20 protein-coding genes are annotated in these 22,012 nt (G+C 53.7%); 11 read left to right on the top strand and 9 right to left on the bottom strand.

Annotated features, from left to right (window positions below):
• Positions 1–24: 24 nt before the first annotated feature.
• Positions 25–480, bottom strand: a complete 456-nt coding sequence (ruvX, locus tag NBE99_RS08705) for a Holliday junction resolvase RuvX (protein ID WP_250681703.1) — start codon at positions 478–480, stop codon at positions 25–27.
• A 97-nt stretch (positions 481–577) separates the two neighbouring features.
• On the opposite strand from ruvX, the gene ileS reads away from it, so the two are divergent.
• From ileS to NBE99_RS08690, 3 genes are all read left to right on the top strand, one after another.
• Positions 578–3,439: an isoleucine--tRNA ligase gene (gene ileS, locus NBE99_RS08700; RefSeq protein ID WP_250681702.1), complete on the top strand. Its 2,862-nt coding sequence runs from the start codon at positions 578–580 to the stop codon at positions 3,437–3,439.
• Positions 3,440–3,588: 149 nt separating this feature from the next.
• Positions 3,589–4,122: a fimbria/pilus outer membrane usher protein gene (locus NBE99_RS08695; protein WP_250681701.1), complete on the top strand. Its 534-nt coding sequence runs from the start codon at positions 3,589–3,591 to the stop codon at positions 4,120–4,122.
• Positions 4,095–4,586 (top strand): spore coat U domain-containing protein, encoded by a 492-nt coding sequence (locus NBE99_RS08690; RefSeq protein ID WP_250681700.1) that lies wholly within the window; start codon positions 4,095–4,097, stop codon positions 4,584–4,586. The genes NBE99_RS08695 and NBE99_RS08690 overlap by 28 nt, the downstream gene beginning before the upstream one ends.
• A gap of 6 nt (positions 4,587–4,592) precedes the next feature.
• Here NBE99_RS08690 and NBE99_RS08685 read toward each other — a convergent pair whose 3' ends face one another.
• From NBE99_RS08685 to NBE99_RS08655, 7 genes are all read right to left on the bottom strand, one after another.
• On the bottom strand, positions 4,593–4,826 hold the full coding sequence (locus NBE99_RS08685) for a DUF370 domain-containing protein (protein ID WP_250681699.1): 234 nt from the start codon (positions 4,824–4,826) through the stop codon (positions 4,593–4,595).
• Positions 4,820–8,122, bottom strand: coding sequence for a carbamoyl-phosphate synthase large subunit (gene carB, locus NBE99_RS08680; protein ID WP_250681698.1), 3,303 nt, complete (start codon positions 8,120–8,122; stop codon positions 4,820–4,822). Before carB ends, NBE99_RS08685 begins: the two co-directional genes overlap by 7 nt.
• A 120-nt stretch (positions 8,123–8,242) precedes the next feature.
• On the bottom strand, positions 8,243–8,749 hold the full coding sequence (locus NBE99_RS08675) for a DUF6790 family protein (protein ID WP_250681697.1): 507 nt from the start codon (positions 8,747–8,749) through the stop codon (positions 8,243–8,245).
• Between the two features lie 181 nt (positions 8,750–8,930).
• Positions 8,931–9,578, bottom strand: a complete 648-nt coding sequence (locus NBE99_RS08670; protein ID WP_250681696.1) for a type II secretion system protein J — start codon at positions 9,576–9,578, stop codon at positions 8,931–8,933.
• A 12-nt stretch (positions 9,579–9,590) separates the two neighbouring features.
• Positions 9,591–10,097, bottom strand: a complete 507-nt coding sequence (locus NBE99_RS08665) for a GspH/FimT family pseudopilin (RefSeq protein WP_250681695.1) — start codon at positions 10,095–10,097, stop codon at positions 9,591–9,593.
• The gene (locus NBE99_RS08660) at positions 10,075–10,866 is read right to left on the bottom strand and encodes a prepilin-type N-terminal cleavage/methylation domain-containing protein (protein WP_250681694.1); all 792 of its coding nucleotides are present in this window, start codon (positions 10,864–10,866) and stop codon (positions 10,075–10,077) included. Before NBE99_RS08660 ends, NBE99_RS08665 begins: the two co-directional genes overlap by 23 nt.
• 18 nt (positions 10,867–10,884) lie before the next feature.
• Positions 10,885–12,600 (bottom strand): pilus assembly PilX N-terminal domain-containing protein, encoded by a 1,716-nt coding sequence (locus NBE99_RS08655; RefSeq protein WP_250681693.1) that lies wholly within the window; start codon positions 12,598–12,600, stop codon positions 10,885–10,887.
• 447 nt (positions 12,601–13,047) lie between these two features.
• On the opposite strand from NBE99_RS08655, the gene NBE99_RS08650 reads away from it, so the two are divergent.
• Both NBE99_RS08650 and NBE99_RS08645 read left to right on the top strand, forming a co-directional pair.
• Positions 13,048–14,331 (top strand): NCS2 family permease, encoded by a 1,284-nt coding sequence (locus tag NBE99_RS08650; protein WP_250681692.1) that lies wholly within the window; start codon positions 13,048–13,050, stop codon positions 14,329–14,331.
• 49 nt (positions 14,332–14,380) lie between these two features.
• A complete protein-coding gene (locus tag NBE99_RS08645; RefSeq protein WP_250681691.1) occupies positions 14,381–14,893 on the top strand; it encodes an adenine phosphoribosyltransferase in 513 nt (170 codons plus the stop codon).
• A gap of 11 nt (positions 14,894–14,904) precedes the next feature.
• Here the strand turns inward: NBE99_RS08645 and NBE99_RS08640 are convergent, their stop codons facing one another.
• Positions 14,905–16,602 carry a phospholipase D-like domain-containing protein gene (locus NBE99_RS08640; protein ID WP_250681690.1) on the bottom strand — a complete coding sequence of 566 codons (1,698 nt, stop codon included), beginning with the start codon at positions 16,600–16,602 and terminating at the stop codon, positions 14,905–14,907.
• Positions 16,603–16,730: 128 nt separating this feature from the next.
• Between NBE99_RS08640 and NBE99_RS08635 the strand changes: the two genes are divergently transcribed.
• The 6 genes from NBE99_RS08635 (at position 16,731) to NBE99_RS08610 (ending at position 22,003) form a co-directional block, all read left to right on the top strand.
• Positions 16,731–17,960: an acetate/propionate family kinase gene (locus tag NBE99_RS08635; RefSeq protein WP_250681689.1), complete on the top strand. Its 1,230-nt coding sequence runs from the start codon at positions 16,731–16,733 to the stop codon at positions 17,958–17,960.
• A gap of 313 nt (positions 17,961–18,273) precedes the next feature.
• The gene (locus tag NBE99_RS08630) at positions 18,274–18,618 is read left to right on the top strand and encodes a hypothetical protein (RefSeq protein ID WP_250681688.1); all 345 of its coding nucleotides are present in this window, start codon (positions 18,274–18,276) and stop codon (positions 18,616–18,618) included.
• A 21-nt stretch (positions 18,619–18,639) separates the two neighbouring features.
• Complete coding sequence (locus tag NBE99_RS08625; protein WP_250681687.1) at positions 18,640–19,194, top strand: L,D-transpeptidase; 555 nt, start codon at positions 18,640–18,642, stop codon at positions 19,192–19,194.
• A gap of 273 nt (positions 19,195–19,467) precedes the next feature.
• Entirely contained in the window at positions 19,468–20,559 is a 1,092-nt protein-coding gene (gene pilM / locus NBE99_RS08620; RefSeq protein ID WP_250681686.1) for a type IV pilus biogenesis protein PilM, read from the top strand.
• 11 nt (positions 20,560–20,570) lie between these two features.
• A complete protein-coding gene (locus tag NBE99_RS08615; protein WP_250681685.1) occupies positions 20,571–21,272 on the top strand; it encodes a PilN domain-containing protein in 702 nt (233 codons plus the stop codon).
• Positions 21,269–22,003: a pilus assembly protein PilO gene (locus tag NBE99_RS08610; protein ID WP_250681684.1), complete on the top strand. Its 735-nt coding sequence runs from the start codon at positions 21,269–21,271 to the stop codon at positions 22,001–22,003. The genes NBE99_RS08615 and NBE99_RS08610 overlap by 4 nt, the downstream gene beginning before the upstream one ends.
• Positions 22,004–22,012: the final 9 nt, after the last annotated feature.

The following is a 22,012-nucleotide window of genomic DNA, read 5'->3' as shown; positions in this document are numbered from 1 at the left end:
GGGAATAGAAATTTCGAGCATCACTTATAGCTGCGGTTCAAGGGGGGCTAGGGTTGCTTTTGCAGCTTGAGAACGGGCATCAAGCCACTGTTGCAAAATCAGGGCAGCAGCAATTTGATCCACCAAGTCCTTGTGGTGACGGGGCGATCGCCGCCGTTGTTTGAGGATTTCCTCCGCTTGAAACGACGTTAGCCGCTCATCAACGTATTCCACCGGCAAATTTAAGGCTGTGCCAATTTTTTCTGCCAAATGCTGCACCTGCCGTGCTTGGGAACCCAGTTGACCATCGAGGGTGTAGGGCAAGCCCACGATTAACTTTTCCACCCCTCGCTCTTGACAAATCTGTCGAAGCTGCGCCATATCACTGGCAAAATTGCGGCGATGAATGGTTGTAATGCCCGTGGCCAACTGCCCCAAGCGATCGCACCCCGCAACGCCAATGCGCTTGCGCCCCAAATCCAAACCCAGAACGGAAATCATCCTTGAGTGAGCAAGAACAGTTCCCCTACAATGAAATCCATTGCCAAGATGCGTTTTTTCCCTAGCTGAAAACCATCATACCCCGCTGTACCCACCCATGACTGACGCTACCCCCGACTACAAAGACACCGTCAACCTGCCGCAAACCACGTTTGAAATGCGGGCGAATGCAGCGATACGGGAACCTCAATTGCAAGCCTTTTGGGCAGAGCACAAAATTTATGAAACCCTCCAGCAAACCAATCCGGGGGAAGTCTTTATCCTCCACGACGGTCCCCCCTACGCCAACGGCGCCCTGCACATTGGCCATGCCCTGAATAAAATCCTCAAGGACATCATCAACAAGTACCAACTGCTGCGGGGACGCAAGGTACACTACCGACCCGGCTGGGATTGCCATGGCCTACCCATTGAACTCAAGGTCCTGCAAAACCTGAAACCCGAACAGCGCGCGCAGCTCACGCCCCTCACCCTCCGTCAACAGGCCAAAGAATTTGCCCTCAAAACCGTTGCCGAGCAAAAGCAGAGTTTCCAACGCTATGGGGTTTGGGGTGACTGGGAGCACCCCTACTTGACACTCACCCCTGACTATGAGGCTGCCCAAATCGGCGTCTTTGGCGAAATGGTGCTGCGGGGCTACATTTATCGCGGCCTGAAACCGGTGCACTGGAGTCCCAGTTCTAAAACCGCCCTCGCCGAAGCGGAACTGGAATATCCCGAAGGCCACACCTCCCGCAGTCTCTATGCCGCCTTTGAAGTGATTGAGCTGCCCCAAGGGCTAGCCAAGTCTTGGTACAAAGCGCTCGGCAAATTAGGCGTTGCCATTTGGACAACAACCCCTTGGACAATTCCTGCCAACTTGGCCGTAAGTGTCAATCCGGATCTCACCTATGCCCTTGTTGAGGTCAAACCCAGTGCTCGCTACAAGTATTTGATTGTGGCCAAGGAGCTGGTGGAGCGCCTCAGCCAAACCCTCGGTTGTACGCTCAAGGTGGTGGCTACGGCCAAAGGAGCGGACTTGGAAAATGCGCGCTATCGCCACCCCCTCTTTGAGCGCGAGAGCAAAATTGTTATTGGCGGCGATTATGTGACAACTGACTCCGGAACGGGTCTGGTTCATACGGCCCCCGGCCATGGCTTAGAAGACTATGCCGTAGGTCAACACTATGGTCTGCCCATCCTATCGCCCGTGGATGAGAATGGTTGCTTTACAGCGGAAGCAGGCCCCTTTGCCGGTCTCAATGTCCTCAAGGAAGGGAATGAAGCCGTGATTGCGGCTTTGCAAGCGTGTGGGGCACTCCTCAAGGAAGAACCCTATGTTCACAAGTATCCCTACGACTGGCGGACAAAAAAACCGACCATCTTCCGCGCCACCGAGCAGTGGTTTGCCTCGGTTGAAGGGTTTCGCGATGCGGCACTGCGGGCGATCGCTGAGGTCACTTGGATTCCTGCCCAAGGGGAAAACCGCATTACCGCCATGGTCACCGAGCGATCCGATTGGTGCATTTCGCGGCAGCGTAGTTGGGGCGTGCCCATTCCCGTCTTTTATGACAAAGAAACGGGAGAACCGCTACTGACCCCAGAAACCATTGCCCATGTGCAAGCCATTATTCGCGATCGCGGCTCCGATGCGTGGTGGGAATTGTCTGTGGCGGAATTATTGCCGGCGTCCCTCCGAGATCAGGCCGATCGCTACGAAAAGGGCACTGACACCATGGATGTCTGGTTTGATTCCGGATCCTCTTGGGCAGCGGTTCTCGGCGATCAACAGGCGGATCTCTATCTCGAAGGCTCGGATCAGCACCGCGGCTGGTTTCAATCCTCATTACTGACACGGGTCGCCGTCAAAGGCCAGGCGCCCTATAAGGCAGTCCTTACCCATGGCTTTGTCCTCGATGAGCAGGGACGCAAGATGAGCAAGTCCCTCGGCAATGTCACGGATCCGCGAGAAGTGATTGAAGGGGGTAAAAACCAAAAGCAAGATCCGCCCTATGGTGCCGACGTGCTGCGGCTGTGGGTCTCCTCCGTGGACTACGCCGATGATGTGCCCATTGGCAAAAACATCCTCAGGCAGTTGGCGGATGTCTATCGCAAAATTCGCAACACCGCGCGCTTTCTCTTGGGGAATCTTCACGACTTTGACCCCGATCAGGATGCGATTCCCTATGCCCAACTGCCGGCCTTGGATCGCTACATGCTGCATCGGCTGCACGAGGTCTTCAGTGAAGTGACCGCGGCCTTTGATAGTTTTCAGTTCTATCGCTTTTTCCAGACCATTCAAAACCTCTGTGTGGTAGATTTATCCAATTTCTACCTAGACATTGCCAAGGATCGGCTCTACATCAGTGCTGCCGCTAGCGATCGCCGCCGCAGTTGTCAAACTGTTCTCGCCATTGCGGTTCAAAACCTAGCCCGTGCCATTGCGCCCGTCCTCCCCCACTTAGCGGAGGATATTTGGCAGCATCTGCCCTTCAAAACCCCCTATCTCTCTGTTTTTCAAAGCGGCTGGGTACAGCTGCCAGCCCAGTGGCAAGATAAAGCCCTAGCAACTGAGTGGCAACGCCTACGCCAATTACGCCTAGAAGTGAACAAGGTTCTCGAAAAAGCCCGAACTGAAAAGCGGATTGGCTCCTCCTTGGAGGCTAAAGTCTGGATCTATGTAGCCGATGCCGAGTGGCGCGATCGCCTTCAGGAAATGAATCCCAGCGATGCCCTCAGTGGTAATGGGGTGGATGAGCTGCGCTATCTCTTTTTGGTTTCCCAGGTGGAGGTCATGGAGCAACCCCGCGCGGTGGAGGTACCCTATGTCCTTGAAGACGAGGGGCTGTGGATTGGTGTCGATCACGCCAAGGGGGAAAAATGCGTCCGCTGCTGGAATTATGCTGAAAGTGTGGGTCAATCGGCCGTGCATCCCCAGTTGTGCGATCGCTGTCAAGCTGCCCTAGAGGGAAAGTTTTAGATTATTGAGCAACGGCATGCTAGAGATCGATCGTATCTACTATTTCCTCAACAATGCGGTGACCATTAACAGCGGCTGGTTGCAACAGGGGAATCAAGGGATTCCTTTCCTCAACGTCTCGCGATCGCCCCCCGTGGGGGTGGGCTATAGTGGTGGTGCAGGGGAGTTTTGCCTTGGTGGAGGTGCCCAATGTGGCAGGGGTACGGACGTACTTAAGCAATCAAGAAATTGGTCGCACGAATCGTCGCGGTAAAATTTTGATTCCAGACTTGCTGCCCTATTACGGGAATGCCTTGCGGATTGAGGATCAGGATATTCCCCTTGACTTTGCCATTGGCCGCACGGAGCTACTGATTGCACCGCCCTTTCGTGGGGGGGCGATCGCTCGCTTTGATGTCCGCCCCAGTCGCAACTATGTCGGTCGGATGGTGATTTTGCGGGGCAGTGAGCGGATCATCCCCAATTTGGGACAACTCACCCTAGAACGCGACAAGGAAAAAATCGTATCGCCCCTCTCGCCAAGGGGAGAATTTTACTTTGATACCCTAGAAGCAGGAACCTACACCGCGGAAGTGGCCTACGAGCAACTCCGCTGCACATTTAACCTCACCCTGCCACCCAGTGAGGATTTCTTTACCGATGTAGGGGAAGTCTCATGTTCCTTGCCCGACTCGCCACGATAGGAGTCATCACTGGCCTCAGTTGCCTTGGGTGTTGGGCAGCCGCACAGGCTCAGGGGACGGGTTGTCAGTTTCAAAGTGTGACCGGGTTACACTTTGGGAACTATGATCCTTTTTCACCCATTCCCCTAGATACCACTGGTCAAGTCCAGTTTGTCTGTGTGGGTGGGGGGGCTGGCAGCTTTAATAACCGCCCCATAACGGTTCAACTAAGCCAAGGGGGCAGCAATAGTTTTACACCGCGACAAATGAGCAGTGGGAGCGATCGCCTGAACTATAACCTCTACCTCGATGCCAACCGCAGCATTATTTGGGGCGATGGCACAGGGGGCACACAGCAACGGGGACCTTTTATTCCCGGCAACAATGTCCTCAATACCCTGACGATCTACGGTCGCATTCCCGCCCAGCAGTGGGTCAGGCCTGGCCTATACACTGATTCGCTGCGGGTAACGATTATTTTTTAGAGGCGTCTAGGGGGGTGGGTTCAGCCGCGCCACCAAGGTTTCCGGATGCAATGCCGAGAGGACGACAATCTCGCCGTCTAGAACTAAAACGGCACGGGTTCGCCGCCCGTGGGTGGCATCAATGAGGTGATGGTGCTCTCGTGCTTCAAGAATCAGACGTTTAATGGGAGCAGAGTCCGGGCTGACGATCGCCAGCAATCGCTGGGGCGCGACATAGTTGCCAAAGCCAATGTTTAGCATTCTGCCCGATGGTAGTCCTGAAGTGACCGTACCCCTAGGGTTGAAGTTTGCAGGGTTTTAATGGCCGCAGCCGTCGCCTTGGCACCGGCGATCGTTGTCACGATGGGAATTTTATAGGCAAGGGCAGTGCGGCGAATCAGTTGGGCATCAGTGCGGGCCTCTTGACCGGAGGGGGTATTGAGGATCAGGTGAATTTGCTGGTTTTTAATCGCATCGAGGACATGGGGGCGCCCCTCATGGAGCTTGAGGATGAGTTCAATATTGCTTAAGCCCGCCTCTAACAAAGCATTGCGCGTCCCTTCGGTGGCGATAATCCGAAAGCCGAGGGATTGTAACTCTTGAACCACGGGCACAATTGCTGCCTTATCGCGATCGTTCATGGAAACAAAGACTGTTCCCTGCAAGGGCAACCGTTGATTGGCCGCCAGTTGGGACTTGGCATAGGCAGCGCCAAAGGTCATATCAATCCCCATCGCCTCACCAGTGGAGCGCATCTCTGGCCCCAGCACCGTATCCGTACCGGCAAATTTGTCAAAGGGCAGAACCGCTTCCTTGACGGCGACATGGTTGGGAATTTTCTCATTGAGGAAATTGAGTTCCGCGAGGGTTTTGCCTGCCATCAGCCGCGCCGCAATTTTGGCGAGGGGAATGCCGATCGCCTTCGAGACAAAGGGCACCGTACGGGATGCCCGCGGGTTGGCCTCCAAAATATAGACCTGCTCCCCTTGTACCGCCAGTTGTAGGTTCATCAGCCCCACCACTTTGAGTGCCTTGGCAAGGGCAATACTCCACCTACGGATGGTCTCCAACACGGTGGGAGAGAGGGATTGGGTGGGCAGGCTACAGGCAGAATCCCCAGAGTGAATCCCTGCTTGTTCGATGTGTTCCATAATCCCGCCAATCACGACGGTACCGGTGGCATCAGCAATGGCATCCACATCCACCTCAATGGCATTTTCAAGATACTTATCAATGAGGATTGGTCGCTCTGGCTCCACCTGAACTGCTTCGTTCATATAGCGTTCTAGTTCGGCATCGGAATAGACAATTTCCATGGCGCGACCACCGAGCACATAACTGGGGCGCACCACCACAGGGTAGCTAATGCGCTGAGCAATACTCAGGGCTTCGGCATAACTGCGAGCGGTGCCATTGGGGGGTTGAGGGATATCCAGCTCCCGCAAAATTTTCTCAAAACGTTCGCGGTCTTCGGCAATATCAATGGAGTCGGGCGAGGTACCCCAGATTTGCGTTCCGAGGCGATCGCCATGGGTTTCGAGGTACTGCTGGAGTGGCAAGGCGAGTTTCAGCGGCGTCTGACCGCCAAACTGAATAATAATCCCGACGGGGCGCTCCACTTCAATAATGTTGAGGACATCTTCCTTTGTCAGGGGTTCAAAGTAGAGGCGATCGCTGGTGTCATAATCCGTGGAAACGGTTTCTGGGTTGGAGTTGACCATGATCGTTTCATAGTCATCGGCCCGCAGGGCATAGGAGGCGTGGCAGCAGCAGTAATCAAATTCAATTCCTTGGCCAATGCGGTTGGGGCCAGAGCCAAGAATCATTACGCGGGGCTTGCGGGGGGGCAATACTTCCGATTGCGGCGGTAGTGGTTCGACCTCGCCGGTATCTGGGTTAATCTGTTCCACAGGCCGCTCGTAGGTGGAGTAGTAGTAGGGGGTGTAGGCTTCAAACTCCGCCGCACAGGTATCCACAGTTTTATAGACGGGAACAACACTAAGGGATTGGCGATAGGCCCGCACCTGATCGTCAGTGGTTTTGGTCGCATAGGCAATTTGGGCATCACTAAAGCCCTGCTGCTTGACTCGCCAGAGATCATCGGCAGTCAGTTGCTCCAGTTTGCTGCGCTTGAGGAATTTTTCCGTTTCTAGCAGTCCCTGCATCTGCCGCAAGAACCATGGATCAATGGCGGTTAGTTCATAAACCTCTTCAACAGTCATTCCCAAGAGGAAGGCGTGGCGAATGGCAAAGATGCGGTCGGGATTGGGTGTGCGCAGTTTCCCCCGCAGTTGCTCAAGGCTAGGGAGTTTCTCGGGGCGATCGCACCCCCAGCCGGCTCGACCCGTTTCTAGCGATCGCAGGGCTTTTTGCAGTGACTCTTGGAAGGTACGGCCAATGGCCATGGCTTCACCGACGGACTTCATTTGGGTGGTGAGGACAGGCTGCGACCCCGGAAACTTCTCAAAGGCAAAGCGGGGAATTTTGGTGACCACGTAGTCAATGGTGGGTTCAAAGCTAGCGGGCGTTTTCTTGGTAATGTCGTTGGGGATTTCCGGCAGCGTGTAGCCCACAGCCAATTTCGCCGCCATTTTAGCAATGGGAAAGCCGGTTGCTTTCGAGGCCAATGCCGAAGAGCGGGAAACGCGGGGATTCATTTCAATCACGATCACTTCCCCCGTTTCGGGGTTAACGGCAAACTGAATGTTCGAGCCGCCCGTTTCGACGCCAATTTCGCGAATGATTTTGATGGCCGCATCCCGCAGCCGCTGATACTCTTTATCCGTCAGAGTTTGGGCGGGGGCAACCGTGATGGAGTCCCCGGTATGGATGCCCATGGGATCCACGTTCTCAATAGAGCAGATAATGACCACGTTATCGGCCATGTCCCGCATAACTTCTAGCTCGTATTCTTTCCAGCCAATGAGGGACTGCTCAATGAGAATTTGCGAGACGGGACTAGCATCCAGACCAGCGGCAGCAATCTCGTCAAATTCCTCTTGGTTATAGGCAATGCCGCCACCGGTGCCCCCCAAGGTAAAGGCCGGTCGAATAATTAGGGGATAAACCCCAATCTCTTGGGCAATCGCCCGCGCCTCTTCGAGGGTATTGGCCAAGCCCGAGGGACACACCCCCAACCCAATTCGCTGCATTGCCTCCTTAAAGAGCTTGCGATCCTCCGCCATTTCAATAGCTGGCAATTTGGCACCAATCAACTCCACGCCATAGCGATCCAGCACTCCCGATTTTGCGAGTACCACCGCCAAATTCAGCGCCGTTTGTCCCCCCATGGTCGGCAGTAGGGCATCCGGGCGTTCGGCGGCAATCACTTTTTCCACCATTTCGGGGGTTAGGGGTTCAATGTAGGTGCGATCGGCGGTCTCGGGATCCGTCATGATGGTGGCGGGGTTGGAGTTAATCAGGATCACCTCATACCCTTCCTCGCGCAAGGCCTTACAGGCTTGGGTTCCCGAATAGTCAAATTCACAGGCCTGACCAATGACAATGGGACCCGAACCAATAATGAGAATCTTTGAAATATCGGTACGACGAGGCATAGGGACAACGCAGCCAAATAGTTTGAATGACGCCTTTCCTATCCTACACTCCCTCTTGCGATCGCGCCTGTTCTGTTAAGTTGAAAATCACTAGGTCACCAGCTCTGAGGGCGATTGGTGTTAGGATTTACTCACATTTCTAGGCGGGTAGAACCCATTCCAGCGACTGCGCCCCCACAGCAACGCCAAGATCAACAACGGTACCGCAACATCGTAAAGCCAAATTCCCCAGCCAGCATTGTAGGGAGCAAAATTTCCTAGCAACATCTGCCGGTAGTGGCCATAGGCACATCCCAAGACATAGACCGAGAAACCAATCCCTGTGGCTGTCCAAAACAATCCCCGCTGCCAAATGCACAGAAGGCCAAGAATCCCAAAGGCCAGATTTGCCATTGCGACCTCAAATTGGAAAGGACTCCCCGGCAACCAGCCAATTTTGCGAGCTGTTGCTTCCGCATCAAAGGTATGCACCAACGCCCCCATCATCCCCCCAATTCCCACAAAAACAACCAGTAGGTACAGCAAACTGACATGGATGATCCCTGTTCGTGTACGCTGGTGAGGCTGTCGCCACAAGTGCAGACCGATACCAAGAATGGTCATCAGACCATAAAAAAGCCAAATCATGAGTGCCTCCCTATTAACGGCAGCGCTAGCAAGAGGATGACCTTTTTGTAAGACAAGGGGTATCCAAAGGGAGTGTCAGCCTGTTCCCTAGGAACTTTCACCTTTTGACGCTGTTTCATCCGAGTGAAGAGAAGAAGCTATCAGTGTTCCCGAAAGTCCCTCTCAAGGAGTGCTGCTGCCTCTAGGGAGTGGGTGTGGCAGATCCGGATCGCACGGCAGCGAGGGTTTCTGCTTGGTAAACCGTACCTGTGGACTCCACTAGACCGGCAATACAGAGCTTAACGTTGCGGTTGTGTTGAACAAAAACCCGAAATCCTCCTTTGTTGGTGCCACTGTCGGCGGCGCCCGCCAAATTATTTGTACAGGTGGGGCTGGTACTGGCAATGCCATCAATCAATGCATTGGGGGTCGAATCACCAATTTTTTGGCGATAGAGAATCATCGGGCCTCGCCACACCACACCACTGGTCTTGGGACGGGTATAGTAGGCCACCCGAGTCGTACTGGCTAAGGTACCATTGTCCTGTTCTTCTAGATTATCCGCTGGTTTTTCGATAAACATCACCAACTGGTAACCCCCACTGGGAATTGTCCAATCTGAGGGTGCCGTTGTGGAGATGCGAATGGCTGAGCGGATATCATCGGAAATAAAGTCAAGGGCACGGCTGAGGTTCATACGAGTCATGGCCTGCTCCTCCACACGACGATTGTTTTGCAGGATCGCCACCATTGCCCAGCCACTCATGGCCACCACAATACTGCCAACGGCAGCCGCCACCAGTAGCTCCGTCAGTGTAAAGCCGCGATCGCTGCTGCGCCAGCCCTGCATATCTGTGCCCCTCTAGTTACGTGCTTGACAGTTGTCGGCAGTCATACCCGTGGTATCCGTCTCAAGGTAATTGCCCGTGCGCATAATGCCCAATCCCAAAGACACCACCAAACAGCGCTGAAGGGTGGGATTATTGGTGGAAGCAATGACAATAGTGCCTGTACTACTGGTGCGCCCCTGAAAGCCAAATCGCACCGAGGCCGTCCCTGTTCCTCGACGCAAGGTCACGTTTTCCAGTTGGCGCGGCCCATTAGGCAGACATTCGGGTGGATTGCCCACGATGGTGGGATTGGTGCCGGTGTTAATCGTCACTCGACAGGCTTGGTTACGCCGCATGGCCTCCCGCTGCGCTTCCCGTAGTGCCCCCTCTAGGCTTTCGAGGGCTTGGTTGACCCGCTGCGTTTCTAGCCAATAGAGAAAGCTCGGAGTGACAGCCACCGCTAAAATAGCTGCTACCGTTAGAACAATCAAGATTTCAATCAGGGTCATGCCCTGCTCACGGACAGCGGAAAAACGCATTGGGCACCACCTCGGTTGATAGTTGAGCAACGACGCGGTTGTTACTGTCGCGCACAGAATAGGCCAGTTCCAAAGTTTGGAAGGGCGCTTCGGTGCGGGTGGTTGGCGTACGGGTTAATGTAAAGGTGTCATTGACAATCGGACGATTGTTGTTATTACTGTTCAAGGGGGGAATCAGCGTTTGCAGGTAGGCGCCAAACCCGCCATCAATCCCGTTGGTTTCGTCGGGCTGAATACGACAGCGGGCATACACCCGAGTTCCCGCGCCCCGATAGCCTCCCACAGCGGGGGTAATTGTGATGGTGTTGCCAGAAATAGCGGTAATCCGTCGCGTCCCAGAATCTGAACCAATGAGGACGCGATCGCCCACTCGAAAACCATCCGTTGGCGATGTCACTGGACAGGCACCCCCCGCGCGATACTCTGGGGGCATCGCTTGATCGTAGTCGCTTTCACCCGGTTGGATAAGGGCTAACGTGAGGGTTGTATCCGTGCCTTGGGCAGGAGCAGCCAATTTGCGGTGGGCAAACTTCGTCTGGCACAGATCGTAGGCAACAATTTTGATATTTTCCAAATCATCTTGAATCCAGTTACTGGCCTCGGCAAATTTGCGGGCATCCGCTTGCAGAAAGGCAGCCACCACAATGGCCTGCATGGCCGCTAGGGTAAAGAGGCTAATCACCAGAATGGAAGCCAAGACCTCCGCAAGGGTAAAGCCTTGGGAACGTTGTTGCACCAGCCAGTGAAAATAGAGTTTATGGTGAGTCATCAACATCGCCTCCGGTGTTTAGTACTGCGCTAAGCGGTTCCAGTTGCTGGCTTCCGTGGTGCGTGCTACCACAATTGAAGCGTTGGCATATTCCCCACCCAAGGCTTCGGGCAGGCGATCGGGCACCCGAATTTCAGCATTGTTGGAACTCGAACCGTTCCATGTTTTTGCCCAAACGGCGCCAAAGATATCTGGCTCGCGACTGCCACCATTGATGCCTACCTGCGCATCGGGCGCATAGATAAAGACACTCCCTGCGGTGGAGCCACCACTCAGGGTAAAGGATTGATCGGGGGTACTGTTGTTGGGGTCTGGGGGGTTACCATAAATCCGCAGGCGATCGGGGGTGCCGACGCCACTGGGAAGTCCCATATTAGCTCCGGTACCGCAGGTGGAACTATTGGGGCTACAGGTGTTGTCAATCCCCGCTTGACCACTGAGGCTGATGTCACCGCTGACGTAGAGGCGAATGGCGTAGTTACTGGTGTTGAACGTTACTTTTTCATTGCCACTCAGGTTGATGTTACGGATGCGATAGGCGTAATAGACTTTCTCTGGATTCACAATTCGTTCCCCGGGTCGTAGAGGATCAGGGATAAAGAAGGGAATGTTGGGGTTAGGGTCAACGTAGGGGCGATCGCCTGGTCGTGGGAAAGTCAGGTTGCTTGTATTACCAGTAATATCAGGTCTGTCCTGAGGGGGATTATTACCTATGCCTGGTACTGGAAAGTTGGCGTAGGCCCCTTGACTGTATCCTCCTGCCGCTTGCAGGGCTTGCTGAAAGTCAGTGACTTGACTGGTGGGTAACCAACTGGGCAGCGTGGTCAGGGGAACACTCCCTAGCACGGAACCACCCACTGCATTGGGCGCCGAAGGAAAGGGCGGTAGGTTAATCTTGTTGATGGCGATCGTGCCTTCAATAATGGCGTTATTCAGCGCTCCCACGGCACTGCGCAGTCCCTGTTGGGTGGGTTGACCATTTTGGCACTCGGCTTGGGGCACGACACAGTTGGCAGGGTTGGTGCAAATGACATTGCCGTTGACGGTGCCAAAGACATCGTTGTTGCCGAGGTTAATGCTTTGTGCTAAGAGTCCAGGGAAGTTAGCAGGGACACTGCGATCCGTAATCACCATCTTTTGCAAGATGAAGGCATTGGCCGGCGAATTATTGGGCAGGCGGCCTTCAATCAACAGGTGCCCCGTTTGTGTCGGCGCATCGTAGAGATAGGAGAGAATGCGGTAATTGCCTTGCACCGGTGTACCAATGGTGCCGTTGAGGACAATCGTATTCAGGTTATCGAGGGTAAAGCAGGGGGGGGCATCGGAGCCAAGGCTCGCTGCTGTCCATTGATTGACGGCGGGAACGTTGAGACCTGAGGTATTGGGCTGGCCAATTTTCGTGGCATCCGTTGACCGATCAATGAGGTAGGGTCTGGGGGGATTAAAGTTGGTATTGGTGGCAGGGTTGTAGGTGCGGCGCAGCAGAATCTGGTAGTTGCCATTGAGTAAGCCTAGAGTACGTGCCATGCCCCCCTCAGCCACGGCAAAGGCTTGCTGGGTTTGTTTTTGCAAACTAGCGGTGCTCACATCCAGTTGCGATCGCGAGATCAGCGTTAGGGCAACCACAATCATGATCAGCCCCATGCCCAACACTAATGGGAGGGTAAAGCCCCGCTGCCGATACCCCGGATGGGGATAGCGGCGTTTGAGTGAGCGCACCAGTTTCTTGATCATTGGTTTGTCTCCTGCTGACCCAACTTTGGCTCTAGAGCGATAGATATCTCAGAGGATTTCCCCAGCGTACAGCTACAACTTCGTTACCACTGCTCTCAACCTGCTCTAAATATGCCCTCAATCTAAATATGCCCTCAATGTTTGGTTTTTGTACAGCTTCTGTGTAGAGTTGATATAACTTAACCGCAAAATTCAAAGCAGTGATGTAATCTTCCTCACATCTACCCGCGATCGCTATCATAGCTTTGATCAGAGGACAGAACCTCAAGGCCACGCTAGCGGGAATTGTCCTACTTCTCTCTAGGTGCAGGCGCTATCCAATTCCCTAATGATTTGCTTAAGTGTAAATAAACTTGAATTCATCTTTGACAAAGGAGCAGCCTCTTGAGGGGATCTTGGCAATCACGCTTAAAGGCTTGGTTTCACTTGCAGCGGTCACAGACTTCATTGCCAACGGAGGCACTGGCGGCACTGACCACATTTCTAACGATGGCCTACATCCTGCCAGTGAATGCGCAAATTCTTTCCAATGCCATTTTTTTAGCGCAACCACAGGATCTGCAAGCTGAGTTGGTGATTGCAACTGCTGTCTCTGCGGCAGTGGGTAGTGTGCTGATGGGGCTTTGGGCAAATTACCCGATTGCGTTGGCGCCCGGCATGGGCATCAATGCCTTTTTTGCCTTTGCAGTGGTGGGGCAGATGGGGCTGCCTTGGCCATTGGCGCTGAGTGCTGTCCTCCTCGAGGGAATTGTGTTTGTGCTCCTGACTCTAACCGGGGTGCGATCGCTGATTGTAAATATGATTCCCATCTCTTTGAAGGTGGCGATCGCTGCTGGGGTGGGGCTATTTATCGCCTACATTGGCCTTGGCAATGCGGGAATCATCATTGCTGATGCTGCTACGAAAACAAAACTCACCACCTTTCACACATGGCCACCCATCCTCGCTGCCCTTGGCATTCTGTTGACGGCTTTTCTCTGTGCCAAGGGGGTGCGGGGCGCGATTTTTTGGGGAGTGATGATCACCGCCTTAGCTGCATGGCTAGTGGGGGCTGCCCCTTGGCCGACGGGCTTGATCCAATGGCCGCAATGGCCGTCCCATCTCTTTGGTCAAGCCTTGGTGGGTTTTGGACAATTGCAACCGCAGCAGTTGGGGTCTTTTCTCTTGGTCACCTTGGTACTGCTTTTTACCGATATGTTTGACACCGTAGGCACCCTTTCGGCGGTGGGGGTACAGGCAGGGTTTCTCAATCAGCAGGGACATTTCCCCCGCGCTTTGGGAGCCTTTATGGCGGATGCCGTGGGGACAATCGTGGGTGCCCTCTTTGGCACCTCCACCGTGACCACCTATATTGAATCGGCAGCGGGAATTGCCGTGGGCGGCCGTACGGGGCTAACAGCTTTAATGGTTGGCGGATTGTTTTTGCTCTCACTCCTTTTTTTGCCGATTACAACTGCAATTCCCAGTTTTGCCACGGCACCGGCGCTAGTGCTTGTCGGTGTATTTATGGCGCGATCGCTCCCAGACATTCCTTGGTCTGATCTGACTGAGGCCATTCCTGCCTTTTTGGTAATGCTGGTGATGCCCTTGAGCTATTCCATCAGTGAGGGGCTAGCGGTGGGATTTATTAGCTATCCAATCGTGAAATTGGCTGCTGGCAAAGGGAGAGAAGTTCATCCCGCCCTGTGGGGATTGGCGGTTATCTTTGTTGCCCACTACTTTTGGCGTTAGACAGGATCTAGGATAGGATGCTTCTGAACTGATTGGAAACACACTACCTATGGATCTCAAATCCCTGATTCGCGATGTCCCAGACTTCCCTAAGCCGGGCATTTTGTTTCGGGATTTAACAACGCTGCTGCAAAATCAGGCGGGGCTACGTTACGTCATTGATCAATTGGCAGAAAAACACGCCAACAATGGCATTGACTATGTGGCTGGTATCGAGTCACGGGGCTTTATTTTTGGTGCTCCCTTGGCCTATCGCTTGGGGGCTGGCTTCATCCCTTTGCGCAAACCGGGTAAACTCTGTGCTCCCGTCTATGCGGTGGAGTATGAACTAGAATATGGGCGCGATCGCCTCGAGATGCACCAAGATGCCATCGAACCCGGTCGACGGGTGTTAATTGTCGATGATTTGATTGCCACAGGGGGCACAGCGGCAGCGGCGGCGGATCTCGTCCAAAAAGCGCAAGCCGAACTCCATGGCTTTGCCTTTATCGTCGAGCTGACGGACTTGGGGGGACGGCACAAACTGCCGAATGTGCCTATTACAACCCTTGTGACCTACTAAAACAGCGGCTATTACCACGTCACGCGATCGCGCAATCGTTCGAGGAGCTTCGGCCCAACACCGGGGACGGCATCTAAATCCGCCAACGATTGAAACGGCTTTTGCTCGCGAGCACGGATAATTTCTGCTGCCAGTTTGGGGCCGACACCCGGTAGAGTTTGCAGTTCAGCAGCAGTGGCTGTGTTCAAGTTCACCCGTGTGGTGGGGCTGCTGGGACGACTTCCGGAGGAGGTTGCCGGTCGAGTGGCAATGTTGCCGCCACAGGCGGTCAGTTGTTCCTGAATGCGATCGCGAATATGCTGCGGCAAACCCAGACGACTATTGCTATAGAGCCGCTCAAACTCCCGTTCGTAGTGAGCCGCTACAGTGGGATGCTCAATGACCAGCAAGAATTCATCATTGCCGCGGTTGGCTGCCTCTGACCAGTTGTGGGAACCGACAATGACGGTGCGATCATCCACCACGCCATACTTATGGTGCAGCTTATCCCCCTCCGGCAGTAGGGGGGTACCCACCGTTTGAATGGGGTTTTGCCACGGGCGGTTGCCAGCTTCGTAGTAGCACTTTCCCTGTCGGGCTTGGGCAGTATTGGCCATTGCTACGCCCATCATGTCCAAGGCTTCGCTAAAGTCTCGGTAGATAAATCCTGAGTCAATGAGGGCGCGAATGCTGACCCCTTGGTTGTGGCGTTCCTCTAAAACGTAGGACAGTTCCTGATCTGACAAGACAAAAAGTGCCATATCAATTTTTTGACGCCCCCGAGTCAGTGTTTGGCCAATCAAGCCATTGGTGGAGGCGGACCAAGGTTGGGATCGCGGGGTCGGCGAAAAGCGCACCGTGACCATGGCATCGCCCACGGCAACCCGTTGAGGAGGACGCAGCGGCTTTTTGACCCCAAAGCGACTGTTAGGCTGACCACCGGGACCATCCCCCCACATAATGTTAAATTCCTCGGTAAATAGGCGCGCTACGGCGGGGTTATCAATCACCAAGAGGGAGTTGGCATTGCCACGGGTATCGGGTCGTCCCAAGTCGCCATGCACATCACTGAGGGTAAAGTTCGCCGTGGTCGCAATCACTTGGCGATTGTCAATGACAATAAACTTGTGGTGCATGAGCATGCTGCCCTTGGAGCCATCCGCCGTGTCGTCAATCCAAGGAATTTTGGCTTCGTTGAGGATTGTCTGCACATCGCGATCGCTGAGTTCGGCGGCACTAAGTTGACCATCGCCATTGGTATCCACTAGGGCTTTCCAATCGTTATAGCGCTCCCGCATTCTTGGATCCATGGCGCTCACTTGAGCAGCACTGTACGTTGCCCAAGGGGCAGTGTAGGTATTTTCCATTATCACTCTTACCCGTACCCCTGCCTGCTGCCGTGCTGCTAGAGCTTTTGCCAGATTCGGTAAACGAAACTCCTGCACCGCCACATCAATGGTCTTTTGCGCCTTGGCAATCTGCTCAATCATGATTGCCTCAAGGTCTTCCCCTTCACGGGTATAGGGGCGGTAGGGTTCTTGATAGCTGTGGGCTTGGGAGTGGTTCATGTGGACAGCAATGTAAGGATGTTGGGGGAGGGGATTCAGGGAGGGGCGGAGAATGGGGTGCGATCGCAATTGCGTGAGCACCACTGCTGCAATTAACAACCCCAGTAGAAATAACAGCAGATACACTCCCTGTCGTCGCCATTTCCGCTGTTGCCAAGGCACACCGACTCTCCCAACGTTTTTGTTGTCCCAATTCTAGGCCGATCTGGCTGAAGTCACTGTGTTCTACATTGCATCGGTTGCCGAGGGGGCTTGGTTAGGATAGAGGCAATTCCTTTTACAGGCCTGCCATGATCACTGTGCTAGTGCTCAATGCTGGCTCTAGTAGCCTGAAAGCTTGTCTATATCGCTTAGAGCCGCCAATGGCAGCAAGCGCTGCGACTCCCGCCGCTCCCCTCTGGCAAGGCCTCCTCGACTGGGGACAACAACCAACAGTTGCCCATCTGAAGGTGACGACTGCGCATCAGCGCTACGAAGCAAACCTCACCCATGCCGAGGGGGCGATCGCGGGTCTGCGAAACTGGCTGAAAATCCTCCTAGAAACCCTCACCAGCGGCCAGACAAAGCTTTTAGAAAGCCTTGGAGAAATTACGATCATCGGCCATCGTGTCGTCCATGGTGGCAGCCGTTACCAGGCACCCGTGCGAGTGGATGAGCAGGTGAAAGCAGCGATTACCAAATTTAGTGAATATGCGCCGCTCCATAATCCAGCCAACCTACTGGGAATAGAACTGATGGCGGAGATTTGCCCCCAAACGCCTCAAGTTGCGGTGTTTGATACGGCGTTCCATGCCCAATTGCCGGCGGTAGCGCGTACCTACGCTATTCCCTATGAATTGACCACCGCTGGGATTCAGCGCTATGGCTTCCACGGCATCAGTCATCAATACGTGAGTGAGCGCGCAGCTACACTCTTGCAGCGTCCATTAGCAGAGTTGCGTCTGATTACCTGTCACCTTGGCAATGGTTGCTCCCTGACAGCCGTCAAGGGGGGAGTTTCCGTTGAGACGACGATGGGCTTTACACCCACGGCAGGAGTGATGATGGGGACACGCTGTGGCGACATTGATCCGGGGATTTTACTCTATCTGCTGCGGCGCGGCAGCAGGGTTGAAGACCTCGATCGCTTGGTAAATCGGCAATCAGGACTGTTGGGGGTCTCTGGGGTGAGTAATGATTTGCGGCAGATCTTGGCAGCGATTGATCAGGGGAATACCCAAGCCAAGTTGGCCTATGACTGTTTTATCTATTCCCTGCAACGGGGCATTGCTAGTCTCTTGCCGAGCCTTGGCGGTCTCGATGGTTTGGTGTTTACAGCAGGCATTGGTGAGAATGCCGCAAGTGTGCGCCGTGATGTCTGCCAAGGGTTAGGTTGGCTAGGAATTGAGTTAGATAGTGTCCTCAATGAGCAGGGAAAGGGCGATCGCGACATTGCGCTGCCTACTGCCGCCGTGCGAGTTTTTGTACTGCAAACCCAAGAGGATTGGGCGATCGCTCGCGCTTGTCTGCAACTGTTATAACTGCCAGCAAAGCCGAACAGGGCGTTGAGAATTTTCCCTGAGGGATTGGCCTAGACGCCAACAGGGTCAGTTGACCTTGATTGCTCTTATACTACTCAATGAATTTAACTTGTTAATTGGATCAACTCAGTAAACTGGATCAACTCAGTAAAAAAATATCAACTTCATAAAAAAATATCAAGATTGGTGCTCTAGCCTTGACGCCTCAGAAATGTCGTACGTAGAATGCAGGTAATTATTCACTCCTCAGCATTCAATTTTCAGTATTCAATCATTGGATCGTCCAAAGATAAAAAACAACAGGAGTCAAGCTGTGTTGAATCTGCGTCGTACCGCTCTCGTTGCCTTAGCCGCAATGGCAACCTGTGCCACTGTTTTACTTTCCCCAGCTGAAGCTAAGAAGGTGAAGGCCGTGCGAGGAGTCGTCACCAACATTGATGGGGATAATGTCACGCTGCGGCAACCTTGGGGTGAAGAGATTGTGGTGGTGTTTGATCGCAAGCACCGTCAGCGTCCCTTCCGTAAGGAAATTGTTGAAGGTCTGGATGTGGCAGTGATTTTGGATCCAAATGCCAGTGTACCCACCGCCAAAATCATCTGTGCAGCCATTGTTCCGGCACCAGAGTTTGTACCGGTGACCCCTATTCGAGTGCCGTAAGCAGCTGGCCAAGGAAACGTCTTGGGTTTCGCACTGGCGGCGATCGCCACCTTACCCATGGCTGCTGCGGGGACTGAAGAACTGAAGGTGAGCCGCGCCTCTGAGTCAGAGTCGTACTTACCGACCACCTTAGCGCCCTTGGCACTTCCCCCCCTTGGTGAGGCAACTCCGTTTCTACCCGCTTTGGAACGCAAAATTGTCCTGCGCTTGCGGGAGCGCCGCGTCTTTCTCTATGAAGGCGATCAAGTATTAGCCAGCTATCCCGTGGCTGTGGGCAAGCCGGGCTGGGAAACGCCCCAAGGTCATTGCAGAGTGTTGCACAAAGTCGTCAATCCCCAATGGCGTAATCCCTTTACGGGAGTTCGGGTTCCGCCGGCTGGTCGCAATCCTTTGGGCGATCGCCTGATTGTCTTTGCCCCTATGGGAAATAACAACTACGCTGGCTTCCATGGAACAACCAATGAATCCTTAATTGGCCAAGCCGTTTCCCATGGCTGTGTGCGCATGCGCAACGATGATATTCGCGCCCTCTTTGAAAAAATTGAGGTGGGCACAAGGGTGATTGTTCAACCCTAATCCATCCAAGTGAATTAAAGATGAACTCAAGACTTGCGTTGCAGCTCGTCAATTCTGGCGATCGCCCACAACATCGCCTGCGGTCTTGGCGCACTTTTTGCATAAAGACACTTTGCAAACCATACCAATCCCTTGGAAAGGCCTGATGCGCATTGGTTATGATCACCTTAGTGATAAAGGTGTGTGCATCACCTGGTGGGGTGGAGTGCGGCCTTGTTCTCAAATACTTCACTCTTCACGCAGTTTCGCTAATCCAAACTTGACCGTTCACTGGTGGGTGATATTGTGCTTGGCAACCTATTTGCAAAACCAAAGCAGGGCTTGGGGATTGAACTCACCCCAGAGCGGGTCAACATCGTGCAGCTTCAGCGGCAAAAGCAGGGTCTGAAAATCACAGCGATGGCCTCAGTCCCCTTGAGTGAAGGTGCCATTGAAGAAGGCCGAATCATTGACACCACTGCCGTTGCCGATGCTATCCGTCAAGGAATTGAGGATAAGCGCATCAAACAAAAAGAGGTGATCAGTGCCATTCCCATGAATGAAGCGGTGATTCGCCTGATTCGCCTGCCCGCAGAATTGCCTGACTACGAGTTGCGGGAAGTGGTTCTCATGCAGGAAGCCCCGCTGTACCTTCCTTTTCCCCGTGAAGAGGCTGATGTTGACTATCAAAAGCTGGGCACCTCCCTTGATGAAGATGGCATTGAGCGGGTGGAGATTCTGCTGGTAGGTACGCCCCGCGAGGTGACCGATGCCTACATCAATGCCTTTACCCAAGCAGGTTTACAACTGACAGCGCTTGAAGTAACCAATTTTGCCCTCATGCGCACCCTGCGAGATTCACTGCAACAGTTTGTGGGTGAGGCAGCAGCAATTATTGATATTGGTGATGAGGGCACAGAGATTAGCATTGTCAAGGATGGTATTCCCCAGTTCAACCGCAAGGTGCCCATTGGCAAAGAACGGATGCAAGAGGCCATCAGCCGTGCCATGAACCTGCCTCCCTCCATGGGAGTTGACCTGATCGAGAGTCTCACGGTTCCCCTAGAGCCAATGGATGTCACCGGCGCACTCAACCCCAGTGGGGCAGCTATTTTGCGCGTTCTCTCCGATCTTGCGGACGAAATCCGCCGCTCCATTGACTTTTACCTCAACCAAGGAGAAAGTCTAGAGGTATCCCAGTTACTGCTGGCAGGCCCCGGTGCCAGTATTGGTCAAGTCGATGAGTTTTTTAGTCAGCGGCTGAACTATCCCACCACATTGGTTGACCCGATTAGTTTGCTGGGACTGCAAACGCCAGAGGAGATTCCCCTCGAAAAACGTCCTGCTTGGGGCACGGTGATTGGTCTGAGTCTGCGTGGCGCTTAGGAGCATTCCCTATGTACTCAATTGAGATTAACCTCCTCAAAGAACGTCCCGAAGTGGGGGGCATGGCCACTGCCGCAACCGCAGCTCGCGGATTTGATAACGTACCAATTATTATTGGTGGTGTGGCTGCTCTCTTTTTTGTGGGGCTGGCGCTCCTCGGCTCAGTGGGTGCCAATCTTTGGCTACAACAACTGACGAGTAAGCAAAAGTCGATTCAAGATCGCCTCGCCGCCATTTCTCGCGATTTGCAACGCATGGATCAAATTAAAAAAGAGCAGGAGCAAATTGCAGCGGAAACCAAAGCCTTGGCCACTGTCTTTAATCAGGTCAAACCTTGGTCGGCGGTGATGCGGAATATGGCCACTCAAACGCCGGCAGGGGTGCAAATTCGCAAAATTACCCAAGGGGGAGCCACACCCCAAGAGTTAACGATCGAGGGAACGGCCGTCTCCTTTGATGCCGTGAGTGACTTTCTACTGCTCCTGCAAAATCGCTCTCCCTTTTTTGATGGCAAGGCCACCCAACTGGTTAAAGCAGAGCGGGCAAACCCACAGGGCGAAGAGGACACAACCGCAAGGGTTTCCTTTAGTATTAAGACCGCGATCGCCAGCGTGCCGGCATCGGAACTCCTTGAGGAACTTGCCGCCAATGGCGTCGAAGGACTGGTGGCGCGCATTCAATTTCTCAAAGAAAAAGGAGTGGTAGAGCAATGACCCTAACCGGCGATTTTGGCGGCCCGCCGATTGAGGAACCCGCACCAAATTATCCGACGGTCTTTGGCATTACCCTGACACCCGTTGTCAGTGGCGTCCTCATTGCCCTATTGGGGTTGGGGGCAGCAGTCTATTTGGGGAGTCTTCTTATTGCGCCCAAACTAGAGGAAGCCGCCAAGCTCCAGGAGGAGATTGCCCAGCAGGAAAATGACCTCTCCCAACGGGAGGTTATCTTGAAGCAACTCAATGATGTGGTCACAGGATTAGAGCGAGCCAAACAGGAAAACCGTGATGTGCGATCGCTCTTTGCCACCCAAGAAGCCCTTGACACGCTCCTTCTTGACATCAACCGGCTGATTGTTACAAGCGGTGCCCAACTGACTACGTTTGAACCGGATAGTGCAGCTTCAGGAATTGTCCAAGATGGCTCCCTTGGCCCAGAATTAAATGCCAAACTAAAACAACAGGTAACCAACGTTACGATTCAAGGGCCATTCCCCAGTATTTTGCAAATCATGCAAAAAATTGATCAGCAGCAGAACTTCCTCGTGATTAACAACCTAACGATGGAACTGATTGCTGACAAACCCGACGAAGTGATTACCACGTTTAAGCTCATGGCCTATGTGCCCCTAACCCCTGAAGAAATTGCCGCTTTGGCAGCACCGCCCCAAGAGGGTCAACCCCAAGGAGGTGAGCAGCAAGGACAACCGCAACAACAACAGCAATAGCGCATGGCA

Source organism: Thermosynechococcus sp. HN-54 (genome assembly GCF_023650955.1).
In the GTDB taxonomy this organism is placed as follows: Bacteria; Cyanobacteriota; Cyanobacteriia; order Thermosynechococcales; family Thermosynechococcaceae; genus Thermosynechococcus.
This window is presented reverse-complemented; position numbering and strand designations above follow the sequence as displayed.